We start from the raw sequence: 12,264 nt of genomic DNA, 5'->3' as shown, positions 1-12,264 counted from the left end.
CTTATCTTCCCAGGTAGGATTCGATCACGCGCTCGTCGCGCTTGACGCTGTCGAGCGTGCCTTCGGCCAGCACGCTGCCCTCGGCCAGCACCGTGACCTGGCCGGCATCGCCTGCGAGCGCGGCGACGAACTCCATGTCGTGCTCGACCACCATCATCGAGCAGCTGCCGCGCAGGCCGTTGAGCAGCGCCGCCAGCTGCATGGTCTCTTCATCGGTCATGCCGGCCACCGGCTCGTCCAGCAACAGCAGCTGCGGCTGCTGCATCAGCAGCATGCCGATCTCCAGGCGCTGCTTCTGCCCGTGCGACAGCAGCCCGGCGGGCCGGTAGGCCTCGGCCTCCAGTCCGGTCAGCGCCAGCGTTTCCTCGATGCGGCGATGCCCCTCTGCCGTCAGCCGCGCGCGCAGCGACGACCACCAGCGCTTGTCGGCCTTCATCGCCAGTTCCAGGTTCTCCCACACCGCGTGCTGCTCGAATACCGTCGGCTTCTGGAACTTGCGGCCGATGCCCACCTGCGCGATGCGCGGCTCGGTCATCCGCATCAGGTCGATGGTCTGGCCCAGGAACACGCGCCCGCTGACATTGGCATTGCGCGGCCCGGTCTTGCCGGTGATGACATCCATCATCGTGGTCTTGCCGGCACCGTTGGGGCCGATCACGCAGCGCAGCTCGCCATGGTCGATCGACAAGGTCAGCTTGTTCAGCGCGCGGAAGCCGTCGAACTGCACCGTCAGGTCTTCCAGGTACAGGATCGGCCCGTGCGAGACATCGATGGTGCCAGGCTCGACGATGCGGCCCAGGCCGGTGGCATCGCCGCTTTCGGCCTGGCCGTGCTGGAGTGCGGCATTCATGCTTCACCTCCGGTGCGGCCTGCCACGGCAGGCGCGGAAACAGGGTCTGCAGCGGCTGGCGGTGCGGCCGCACGCCGCTCGCGCAGCCGGTTCCACAGCCCGGTCACGCCATCGGGCAGGTACAAGGTCACCAGCACGAACATCGCACCCAGCAGGAACAGCCAGTATTCGGCGAAGTGGGCGGTGAACAGGGTCTTGGCGCCATTGACCAGGAATGCGCCGATCACCGGCCCGATCAGCGTGCCGCGCCCGCCCACGGCAACCCACACCGCCATCTCGATCGAGTTGCCGGGCGACATCTCGCCAGGGTTGATGATGCCCACCTGCGGCACATACAGCGCACCCGCGATGCCGCACAGCACTGCCGAGAAAGTCCACACGAACAGCTTGTAGCCCAGCGGGTTGTAGCCGGAGAACATCACCCGCATCTCGGCATCGCGCACTGCGGTGACCACGCGCCCGAGCTTGGACGTGACGATGTAGCGGCAGGCGATGAAGCCCGCCAGCAGCGCCAGGAAGGTCAGCACGAACAGCGCCGTGCGCGTCTGCGGCGCCGCAATCGCAAAGCCGGCAATGCGCTTGAAGTCCGTGAAGCCGTTGTTGCCGCCGAAACCGGTCTCGTTGCGGAAGAACAGCAGCATCGCCGCATACGTCATCGCCTGCGTGATGATCGACAGGTACACGCCCTTGATGCGCGAGCGGAAGGCAAAGAAGCCGAACAGCCACGCCAGCACGCCCGGCACCAGCACCACCAGCAGCAGCGCGTAGCCCAGGTGCTCAGTGCCGTGCCAGAACCAGGGCAGCTCCTTCCAGTCGAGAAACACCATGAAGTCCGGCAGCTCGCTCTTGTACACGCCCTCGCGCCCGATCGCCCGCATCAGGTACATGCCCATGGCGTAGCCGCCCAGCGCGAAGAACAGCCCGTGGCCCAGGCTCAGGATGCCGCAGTAGCCCCACACCAGGTCCAGCGCGATCGCGGCCAGCGCAAAGCACATGATCTTGCCGACCAGCGTCAGCGCATAGGCCGACAGGTGCAGCGGATGGCCCTCCGGCAACACCAGCGCGCACACCGGCACGCCGATGCCGACGATCACCGCCAGCGCCGCCAGCGCCATCCAGCCGCGCCGCGAGAACAGCGCCTGGCGCTCAGGCACGGCAAGCCGGAACGGGGTAGCGGAAGAATTCGATTGGAATCGCTGCATCATGCCTCCGCGCTGCGCCCCTTGAGCGCGAAAAGTCCCTGCGGCCGCTTCTGGATAAACAGCACGATCAGCACCAGGACAAAGATCTTGGCCAGCACCGCGCCATAGAAGGGCTCGATGAACTTGTTGATGATGCCCAGCCCGAAAGCGCCGACGATGGTGCCCGCCAGCTGCCCCACCCCGCCCAGCACCACCACCATGAAGGAATCGATGATGTAGGCCTGACCCAGGTCGGGACCGACATTGCCGATCTGCGACAGCGCGCAGCCGCCCAGCCCGGCAATGCCGGCGCCAAAGGCAAAGGCGTAGCTGTCGACCTTCCAGGTGCGCACGCCGACGCAGGCCGCCATGGTGCGGTTCTGCGTGGTGGCGCGCACGAACAGCCCGAGCCGCGTGCGGTTCAGCACCGCCCACGCCACCGCCACCACCGCCAGCGCGAACAGGATGATGACGATGCGGTTGTAGGGAATCACCAGGCCCGGCATCCACTCGATGCCGCCGCTCATCCACGCCGGGTTGGCCACTTCCACGTTCTGCGCGCCGAACAGCGTGCGCACTGCCTGCATCAGCAGCAGGCTCACGCCGAAGGTGGCCAGCAGCGTTTCCAGCGGGCGGCCGTACAGGTGGCGCAGCACCAGCCGCTCCAGCACGAAGCCCACCACGGCTGCCGCCAGGAACGAGGCCGGCAGCGCCGCCGGCAGGTACCAGTCGAACGCACCCGGCGCGTAGGCGCGGAACAGCGACTGCACCACGTAGGTGGCATAGGCGCCGATCATCAGGAATTCACCGTGCGCCATGTTGATGACGCCGATCAGGCCATAGGTAATGGCCAGCCCCAGCGCGGCCAGCAGCAGCACACTGCCCAGGCTCAGCCCGGCGAACAGGTTGCCGATCAGCTCGGCGCGGCGCTGGTCGCTGCGCAGCGTGTCCAGCGCCTGCTGCGCGGCCAGGCGCACGTCGGCATCGGGCTCGCGGTAGTTGCCGGCACTGTCGCGCTCCACCAGCGGCGCCAGCTTCTGGCGGCTCTGCGGGTTGCTGTCGCTGCCGAGGATGCGGATGGCTTCAAGCCGCGCGTCATGCGCTGCCGGATCGGCCGGCTCGGCCAGCACCAGGTTGGCCCAGATCACGTCCAGGCTGGTGCGCAGGCCGGCATCGGCCTCGTTCTTGCGCGCGGCTTCGACCGCGGCGCGCGAGGCGCTTTCCGGCTGGGCGCGCAGCGTGGCGACCGCCTGCGCACGCACCGCGATGTCGGGTGACTGCAGCAGCAGGCTGCTGGCGGCGCTGTCGACCAGCGCACGCAGGCTGTTGTTCAGGGTCAGGGACTCCAGTTCGTCGGCTTTCACCGCGACCGGCTTGCCGGTAATGGCATCGACGGTCTTGTCGCCGTCCTGGCGCACCATGCCGACCGATGGTGCATATTGCAGCGCGTCGTCCTGCAAGGCTTTCAGGATCGGGCCGGCTTCCGCCGGGGGTGCCTTGGCTAGTGCGGCCAGCGCGGCGGTCTTGGCATCGAAATCGTCTTCGGCCAGCGGCTTCAGGTCGGCCTGCGTCAGCGCCGCGGCCCACGGCGCAGCCGCCAGCAGCAGCGCCGCCAGCAAGGCGCGCAGCCATGGCATGGCCATTGTCGGAAGTAGTTTGGGCATAGTGGCTGGCGCAGTGGCGGCGCTTCAGCGCCTTGTTGTTCTGGGTGTGCGAAAGGGGGCGATGCGCTCCCCTCCCCCGCCTTGCGGGAGAAGGAAGCCATCGTCAGGGGCCGGACTGGCGTCCGCTTACATCACCTTGTCCGGCTTGCCTTCATTACCCGCGATGAACGGGCTCCACGGCTGCGCACGCACCGCCTTCGGCGTCTTCCACACCACCGAGAACTGGCCATCACCCTTCACTTCGCCGATCATCACCGGCTTGTACAGGTGGTGGTTCTCGCCCATGGTCAGGGTGAAGCCGTCCGGTGCCTTGAAGGTCTGGCCGTACATGGCGGCGCGCACCTTGTCGGTGTCGGTGGTGCCGGCCTTCTTCACGGCCTGCGCCCACATGTGAATGCCGACGTAGGTGGCTTCCATCGGATCGTTGGTCACGCGTTTGTCGCCGCCGGGCAGATTGTTGGCCTTGACCCATGCCGCCCACTGCTTGCGGAAGGCATCGTTCTCGGGGTTCTTGACCGACATGAAGTAGTTCCATGCGGCCAGGTGGCCCACCAGCGGCTTGGTATCGATGCCGCGCAGTTCCTCTTCACCCACCGAGAACGCCACCACCGGCACGTCCTTGGCCTTCAGCCCGGCGTTGCCCAGCTCCTTGTAGAACGGCACGTTGGAGTCGCCGTTGATAGTGGAGATCACCGCGGTCTTGCCGCCCTGCGAGAACTTCTTGATATTGGCGACGATGGTCTGGTAGTCGCTGTGGCCGAACGGGGTGTAGACCTCTTCGATGTCCTTGTCGGCCACGCCCTTGCTCTTCAGGAAGGCGCGCAGGATCTTGTTGGTGGTGCGCGGGTAGACGTAGTCCGTGCCCAGCAGGTAGAAGCGCTTGGCGCCGCCGCCTTCCTTACTCATCAGGTATTCCACCGCCGGGATCGCCTGCTGGTTGGGCGCTGCACCGGTGTAGAAGACGTTCTTCGACATCTCTTCGCCTTCATACTGCACCGGGTAGAACAGCAGCGAGTTCAGTTCCTCATAGACCGGGAGCACCGACTTGCGCGACACCGAGGTCCAGCAGCCGAAGGTCACTGCGACCTTGTCCTTGGTGATCAGCTGGCGCGCCTTTTCCGCGAACAGCGGCCAGTTCGAGGCCGGGTCCACCACCACCGGCTCCAGCTTGCGTCCCAGCACGCCGCCGCTCTTGTTGATCTCATCAATGGTCATCAGGGCCACGTCCTTCAGCGACGTCTCCGAAATGGCCATGGTGCCGGACAGCGAATGCAGGATGCCGACCTTGATCGGCTCCTTGGACTGCGCCAGCGCCAGCGGGCTGGTACCGATCATCGCCGCGGCGGCTATCGCCGACAGCTTCAGCATGTCACGTCGTTGCATTTTGCAGCTCCCGTTTATGGTGTTGGTCAGGGACTACGCTCCCCGGGTGATGCTTCTGCAACTAGCGTGCCATGGAGGCAAACGGCCTGATACCCACTGCGCCGGCGGCAGACGGCCTGCTGGCGCGGCGCGCAGGCGCTACCGCTGCCGGCGATCGCGTATCCGCACCAGGGCAGTGCGGGCGGCGCGCGCACCACTCCCGTGCATCGGTGCAATTCCGTGCGGGCGGCATGCGAAAGGCGCCAGGCGCTGCGCGCCCCGCACCAGGGCCGGGCACCATGCCCCAAGGCTGGCATGGGCAAAAAAAAGGGCCCCTTCCGGGGCCCCGCTTTCGATGCCAGGACGCTGGGTCCTTACATCACCATCATGTTGGCGTTCAGGTTGTGCATGATCCACAGCGAACCCGCCACCACGATCACCAGGATCAGCGCGGTGAACAGCAGCGCGATCACGTTGCTGCGCTGCTCAGACGACGTGTCCAGGTGCAGGAAGTACTTCAGGTGGACCAGCATCTGGACCACGGCCATGCCGAGGATGATCCAGAGGATGGTGCCCTTGTCCATGCTGCCGTCCATCACAAGCTTGAACGGGATCACGGTCAGGATCACGGCCAGGATGAAGCCGATCGCGTACGACTTGAAGCTGGCGTGGGTGTCGTGGCCCGCGTGCGAATCGTGCGAGTCGTGGGCGCCGTGCGCCGCCGGTGCGTTGTGTTGTGCCATCACAGATGTCCCATCAGGTAGACCACGGTAAACACGCCGATCCAGACCACGTCCAGGAAGTGCCAGAACAGCGACAGGCAGGTCAGGCGCTTGGTCAGGGTCGGGGTGATGCCCTTCTTCGACAGTTGCCACATCAGCACGATCATCCACAGCATGCCGCTGGCAACGTGCAGGCCGTGGGTGCCGACCAGGGTGAAGAATGACGACAGGAACGCGCTGCGGCCCGGGCCGGCACCTTCGGCGATCAGGTGATGGAACTCGTTGATTTCCATCGCCATGAAGGCCAGGCCCAGCAGGAACGTGACGCCGAGCCACACCTGCACGCGGCTCAGGCTGCGGTTCTGCAGCGAGATCATCGCCATGCCGTACGTGATCGAGGAGAACAGCAGGATGAAGGTCTCCACCAGCACGTAGTTGAGCTCGAACAGCTCCTTCGCCGACGGGCCGCCTGCCAGCTCGCCGCGCAGCACGGCGAAAGCCGCGAACAGTCCGGCGAAGATGATGCAGTCGCTCATCAGGTAGATCCAGAAGCCATACACCGTATTGGCACTGGTATCGTGGTGCGCATGGTCATGGCCGTGCGCGTCGGCGTGAGCCGAGGCGCCTGCCTGCGCGGGGATGCGGTCTAGGACTTGAGTCGACATGGTTCTCAGGCTTGCGAAGCAATGCGCTGCAGTTGGCGCGTTTCGATCTGCTCGACCTCGGTGGCCGGCACGTAGTAGTCGATGTGGTCGTCGTTGCTGCGGTGGATGAACGCCCAGATCATGCCCACCAGGCCAACCGCGGCCATCCACCAGATATGCCAGGTCAGGGCAAAGCCGAACACCAGGCTGAAGGCGCCGATGATGAAGCCCGCGCCCGTGTTCTTGGGCATGTGGATCTTCTCGTAGCCTTCGGTCGGCAGGGTCTCGCCGCGGGCCTTCATGTCGGCGAACGCGTCCAGGTCACGCACCACAGGGGTGTGCGCGAAGTTGTAGAACGGCGGCGGCGACGAGGTGGCCCACTCCAGGGTGCGGCCGCCCCACGGGTCGCCGGTCACGTCGGCCAGCTTCTTGCGGTCGCGGATCGACACCACGATCTGCAGCACCTGGAAGAAGATGCCCAGCGCCACGAACACCACGCCGACCACGGCCAGGTACAGCCACGGCGTCCAGGCCGGGTTGTCGGTGTGGTTCAGGCGGCGGGTCATGCCCATCAGGCCCAGCACGTACAGCGGCATGAAGGCGAAGTAGAAGCCCACCAGCCAGCACCAGAAGGCGTACTTGCCCAGGCGCTCGTTCAGCTTGAAGCCGAACGCCTTCGGCCACCAGTAGGTGATGCCGGCCAGGTAGCCGAACAGCACGCCGCCGATGATCACGTTGTGGAAGTGAGCGATCAGGAACAGGCTGTTGTGCAGCACGAAGTCAGCAGCCGGCACGGCCATCAGCACGCCGGTCATGCCGCCGATCACGAAGGTGATCATGAAGCCCAGCGTCCACAGCACCGGCGTGGTCATCTGGACCCGGCCGCGGTACATGGTGAACAGCCAGTTGAAGATCTTCACCCCGGTCGGGATGGAGATGATCATGGTGGTGATGCCGAAGAACGCGTTGACGTTGGCGCCCGAACCCATCGTGAAGAAGTGGTGCAGCCACACGATGAACGACAGCACCATGATGGCGGCGGTCGCGTACACCATGCCCTTGTAGCCGAACAGCTTCTTGCCCGAGAACGTGGCGATCACTTCAGAGAAGATGCCGAACGCCGGCAGGATCAGGATGTACACCTCGGGGTGGCCCCAGATCCAGATCAGGTTCACGTACATCATGGCATTGCCGCCACCATCGTTCGTGAAGAAGTGCATGCCGAGGTAGCGGTCCAGGCCCAGCAGCGCCAGGGTCACGGTCAGCACCGGGAAGGCGGCCACGATCAGCACGTTGGTGCACAGCGCGGTCCAGGTGAACACCGGCATGCGCATCAGGGTCATGCCCGGGGCGCGCATGCGCAGGATCGTCACCAGGAAGTTCACGCCGGTCAGCAGCGTGCCCAGGCCTGAGATCTGCAAGCTCCACAGGTAGTAGTCCACGCCCACGCCCGGGCTGAAGTCCAGGCCCGACAGCGGCGGGTAGGCCAGCCAGCCGGTCTTGGCGAATTCACCGACGCCCAGCGAGATATTGACCAGCATGGCGCCCGCGACGAACAGCCAGAACGAGAGCGTGTTCAGGAACGGGAAGGCCACGTCGCGCGCGCCGATCTGCAGCGGCACGACCAGGTTCATCAGGCCGGTCATGAGCGGCATGGCCACGAAGAAGATCATGATCACGCCGTGGGCGGTGAAGATCTGGTCGTAGTGCTCAGGCGGCAGCACGCCGGTCGCGCCATTGGTGGCGAGCGCCAGCTGGGCGCGCATCATGATCGCGTCGGAAAAGCCGCGCAGCAGCATGATCAGGGCGACCAGGCAGTACATCACGCCGATCTTCTTGTGGTCGACCGAGGTGAACCACTCGTTCCAGAGGTAGCCCCACTTCTTGAAATAGGTGATCGCGCCTAGCAGCGCGGCCCCGCCCACGGCGACGCCGGCCAGAACGACCATGATGATCGGCTCATGAAACGGAATCGCCGACAAACTCAACTTGCCAAACATCATTGCTCCTAGGATTGCGCGCCCAGCGCCAGCTTGGCCGGCGTGGTCATCGACAGCTGCTCTTCACCGAGGGTGTTGCGCGACGTGCAGATCGGGCCGCCCTTGAACCCGTCGGCGGCGACAGCCGTGCCGCTGTGGTCCATGTACTTGTGCAGGATGTTGCGGAAGAGCTGGTCTTCCACCTTGCCGTAGTACGTGACCGGCTCCTTCTCGCTGGGTTGTGCCAGCGTCTTGTAGCCTTCAACGCCCAGTTCGGTGGACGAGGCGCGAACCTTGGCGACCCACTGGTCGAACTCGTAGTTCGACATGGCCATCGCCTTGAACTTCATGCCCGAAAAACCACCGCCGCTGTAGTTGGCGGACACGCCGTCGTAAGAACCGGCTTCGTTGGCGATCAGGTGGAGCTTGGTCTCCATCCCTGCCATGGCGTACACCTGGCTGCCCAGTTGCGGGATGAAGAACGAATTCATGTTCGAATCCGAGGTGATCTTGAAGTTCACCGGGGTGTCGACCGGGAAGGCGATCTGGTTGACCGTGGCGATCTTCAGTTCCGGATAGATGAACAGCCACTTCCAGTTCAGCGCCACCACCTCGACGGTGACCGGCTTCTTGCTGGATTCAAGCGGCTTGTACGGGTCCAGATCGTGCGAGGACTTCCAGGTGATGATGCCCAGCGCAATGATGATCAGGCAGGGGATCAGCCATACCACCACTTCGATCGCGGTGGAGTGCGACCAGTCCGGCTCATAGCGCGCCGAGGTATTGGACGCGCGGTACTTCCAGGCGAACACCAGCGTGAGCACGATCACCGGCAGCACCACCAGCAGCATGAGCCACGTAGCGATCAGGATGATGTTCTTGATGTCGACGCCGACCTGCCCTTTCGGGTCGAGCAGCGTCATGTTGCAGCCGGCGAGCAGGAGCAGGCCAAGGCAAGGCAGGAACCGCGTCCAACGCGGCAGTATGGGTTTCTTCATGTCACGACTGGTTTGGTTACACCGCGCTTCGGGCAAAAGCGCGGCTAAACCGCCTGATGCTCGCGCAAGAGGCGTGGGGCTGAGGGAAAACCGGAAGGACGTGTCCTTAGCTGGCGTTGCGGTCGGGCGGCGGATCGATCGCCGAGGGACCATGCGGCCTTGCAACGCCATGAACACGGAAGGACAACTGACTGCGTGCGCTGCAGGCCCTGTAGGACCTTGCCGGCGCTGCGGCACCTGGCCGAAACCGCGAACGGTCCCGGCTCAGTACAGCGGCCGGGTAGCGTTGGAATACGAAGTTTTTGCACTTCCCGACGGACTTGCCTTCATGGCAAGCGCGGTTTTCGGCCGGGGAGCGCAACACGTAAAACATCGTGGGCGCGACTGTACCGCAACGCAACATTAGGGGTAAACCCAACGGCACAAAACACAGTGTCCGTTTTATCGGACAATCGACCTCGAGAATGGCTTTCCGTGCATTGACCGGCGTCAAGCGCACAAATTCGGCTTTGAATATGCAGAAAGCCGCGCATGCGCGGCTTTTCGGGGTGCGACAACACTATGTGGCATATTGTCGCACTGCGTCAGAACCCTTGGCGCGGATCAAGCCGCAGTTCATCCATATCGGCGCGAAATCGACTCCGCCACGCACACCGGACGGTCGCTGCCCTCGCGCTCGATCGTCACTTCCCAGGTGGACTGAGCGCCCACCAGTTCAGGAGACTTCGGCAGCGGATCGAGCCGATCGACCTTGAGCAGCTTGATTCGTGCCCGCAGTTTGCTGCCTACCGGCACAGGCGCCGTGAAGCGCACGCGGTTCAGGCCGTAGTTGACGCCGATCTTCGATGGCATGTGCAGCGCGTTGTGCATGAACTTGGGCAGCAGCGACAGCGTCAGGAAGCCGTGGGCGATCGGGCCGCCATAGGGCGACTCCTTCTTTGCGCGCTCCACGTCGATGTGGATCCACTGGTGGTCGCCGGTGGCATCGGCAAACTGGTTGACCTGCTGCTGGGTCACCTCGATCCAGTCGCTGACCGCGACTTCCTGGCCCTGCAGGCCTTCCAGTTCTTCAAGCGATGCGATGGTGCGCATGTCGGTTGTCTCCTCGATGGTGGGTTGAGTGTTCTCAGGCGGGCCGGCGGCCGTACATGCCCATGCCCTTGACGGTGCAGACCAGTTCACCGCGCTGGTTGGTGGCTTCCCACTGGGTGTGGACCACGCCGCGGTCCGGCTTGGACTGCGACGGCCGGGTATCGAGCACATTCAGCACGACGCTGAGCGTGTCGCCGGCATAGACGGGCTTGAGCCAGCGAATCTCATCCACACCAGGCGAGCCCATGCTGGCTGACTTGCCGGTGCTGCTCAGCACCAGCAGCCGCATCATGATCGAGCACGTCATCCAGCCGCTCGATATCACACCGCCATAGATGCTCCTGGCAGCGGCCTCCTTGTCGATATGGAACGGCTGCGGATCGTACTGGCGCGCAAAAGCCAGGATCTCTTCCTCGGTGACGAGGTACGAACCCAGTTCGCGGCGGCTGCCGACTTCAAAGTCCTCGAAATACAGCATCGGTTGTCTCTCTGTAGTGATTGGCGCCAGGGCACTTTGTCCAGGCAATGATCGCATGGCCGCCGGGGGCTGGCGTCCGTATTTGCCGAACCCGCCCCTAACGGTCTCCAAAGAAAAAAACCGCGCCTGGACTACAGCGCGGTTTTGACTGGACGGGCAGGATCAGGCAGCTTCCTGGAACCCGGGCTGGGCAGCAAACCTGCCCAGGTGGTGATCCACGTCACCGAAGGTCGTGTTGATCAGCGTCAGCCGCTTGAACATGTGCGCGGCCGGCAGTTCGTTGGTCACGCCCATGCCGCCGTGGATCTGCACCGCCTCCTGGCCGACCGTGCGCGCTGCCTGCCCCACGCGCGCCTTGGCGGCGGAGACATAGCGGCGCCGCTCTTCCGGCGTTACTTCTTCGAAGCGGGCAGCGGCCAGCAGCGTTATCGAACGCGACTGCTCGGCGTGGATGAACATCTCGACCATGCGGTGCTGCAGCGCCTGGAAGCGCGCGATCGGCTGGCCGAACTGCTGGCGCGTCTTGGCATATTCCAAAGTGGCGGCATTGAGCGTATCCATCACGCCCACGGCCTCGGCGCACAGCAGCACGGCGGCGTAGTCGGCCACTTGCTCGATCACCGGGAAGGCCTTGCCGGCTTCGCCCAGCAGTTGCGCGGGGGCATCCTGGAAGGTGATGTCGGCCGCGCGCAGGTTGTCGATGGTGCGGTAGTCCTTGATGCTGACGCCGGCGCCCTTCGCATCCACCAGGAACAGCGAGATGCCATCCCGGTCGGCTTCGGCACCGCTGCTGCGGGCCGACACGATCAGCTTGTCGGCCTGGCCGCCATGCACCACCACGACCTTGCGGCCGCTGAGCTTGCCGTCGCGGGCGGTGACGCGCACGTTGTTCAGCTCGTAGCGCGCCTGCGGCTCGTTGAAGGCCACGGCCAGCTTCAGTTCGCCGCCGGCGACCTGCTCCAGCAGTGCATCCTGGCCACCGGCCAGGCCCAGGGCGTAGGCGCCGACCACCGTGGCCAGGTACGGCTCCACGATCAGGCCGCGGCCCAGTTCCTGCTGCACCACCATCATGTCCAGGGCCTTGCCCGCGAAACCGCCCTGCGCTTCCGGCACCGGCAGCGCGGTCAGGCCGAGCTCGACCAGCGAGCCCCAGGCGGCGCCGCCGTAGCCGGCGGCGCTTTCGTAGTTCTTCTTGCGGGACTCGAAGCCGTAGTCCTTGTCGATGAAACGGCGGACGGCGTCGGCCAGCTGCTTCTGTTCGTCGCTGAGATTGAAGTTCATGTTGCGTGTCTCC

11 protein-coding genes are annotated in these 12,264 nt (G+C 64.7%); all 11 read right to left on the bottom strand.

Features of this window, described 5'->3' with window-relative positions; all coding sequences use genetic code 11:
- Position 1 precedes the first annotated feature (1 nt).
- Complete coding sequence (gene urtD / locus KB879_RS05365; protein WP_010809104.1) at positions 2–850, bottom strand: urea ABC transporter ATP-binding protein UrtD; 849 nt, start codon at positions 848–850, stop codon at positions 2–4.
- A complete protein-coding gene (gene urtC / locus KB879_RS05360) occupies positions 847–2,052 on the bottom strand; it encodes an urea ABC transporter permease subunit UrtC (protein WP_211982128.1) in 1,206 nt (401 codons plus the stop codon). Before urtC ends, urtD begins: the two co-directional genes overlap by 4 nt.
- Entirely contained in the window at positions 2,052–3,674 is a 1,623-nt protein-coding gene (urtB, locus tag KB879_RS05355) for an urea ABC transporter permease subunit UrtB (protein ID WP_228772524.1), read from the bottom strand. Before urtB ends, urtC begins: the two co-directional genes overlap by 1 nt.
- 147 nt (positions 3,675–3,821) lie before the next feature.
- Positions 3,822–5,078: an urea ABC transporter substrate-binding protein gene (gene urtA, locus KB879_RS05350; protein WP_013956036.1), complete on the bottom strand. Its 1,257-nt coding sequence runs from the start codon at positions 5,076–5,078 to the stop codon at positions 3,822–3,824.
- A gap of 353 nt (positions 5,079–5,431) precedes the next feature.
- Complete coding sequence (cyoD, locus tag KB879_RS05345; RefSeq protein WP_013956035.1) at positions 5,432–5,800, bottom strand: cytochrome o ubiquinol oxidase subunit IV; 369 nt, start codon at positions 5,798–5,800, stop codon at positions 5,432–5,434.
- On the bottom strand, positions 5,800–6,444 hold the full coding sequence (gene cyoC, locus KB879_RS05340; RefSeq protein WP_013956034.1) for a cytochrome o ubiquinol oxidase subunit III: 645 nt from the start codon (positions 6,442–6,444) through the stop codon (positions 5,800–5,802). The genes cyoD and cyoC overlap by 1 nt, the downstream gene beginning before the upstream one ends.
- A gap of 5 nt (positions 6,445–6,449) precedes the next feature.
- Positions 6,450–8,423 carry a cytochrome o ubiquinol oxidase subunit I gene (gene cyoB, locus KB879_RS05335; RefSeq protein ID WP_013956033.1) on the bottom strand — a complete coding sequence of 658 codons (1,974 nt, stop codon included), beginning with the start codon at positions 8,421–8,423 and terminating at the stop codon, positions 6,450–6,452.
- Positions 8,424–8,431: 8 nt separating this feature from the next.
- A complete protein-coding gene (gene cyoA / locus KB879_RS05330; protein WP_211980868.1) occupies positions 8,432–9,400 on the bottom strand; it encodes a ubiquinol oxidase subunit II in 969 nt (322 codons plus the stop codon).
- A gap of 615 nt (positions 9,401–10,015) precedes the next feature.
- Positions 10,016–10,492, bottom strand: coding sequence for a MaoC family dehydratase (locus tag KB879_RS05325; protein WP_013956031.1), 477 nt, complete (start codon positions 10,490–10,492; stop codon positions 10,016–10,018).
- Between the two features lie 34 nt (positions 10,493–10,526).
- Positions 10,527–10,970, bottom strand: coding sequence for a MaoC family dehydratase (locus tag KB879_RS05320; RefSeq protein WP_013956030.1), 444 nt, complete (start codon positions 10,968–10,970; stop codon positions 10,527–10,529).
- 162 nt (positions 10,971–11,132) lie between these two features.
- Positions 11,133–12,251 (bottom strand): acyl-CoA dehydrogenase family protein, encoded by a 1,119-nt coding sequence (locus KB879_RS05315; protein ID WP_013956029.1) that lies wholly within the window; start codon positions 12,249–12,251, stop codon positions 11,133–11,135.
- Positions 12,252–12,264: the final 13 nt, after the last annotated feature.

Source organism: Cupriavidus sp. KK10, from assembly GCF_018223725.1.
Taxonomy (GTDB): Bacteria; Pseudomonadota; Gammaproteobacteria; order Burkholderiales; family Burkholderiaceae; genus Cupriavidus; species Cupriavidus necator.
The sequence above is the reverse complement of the archived record's forward strand: the minus strand, read 5'-3'. Positions and strand labels throughout refer to the sequence as shown.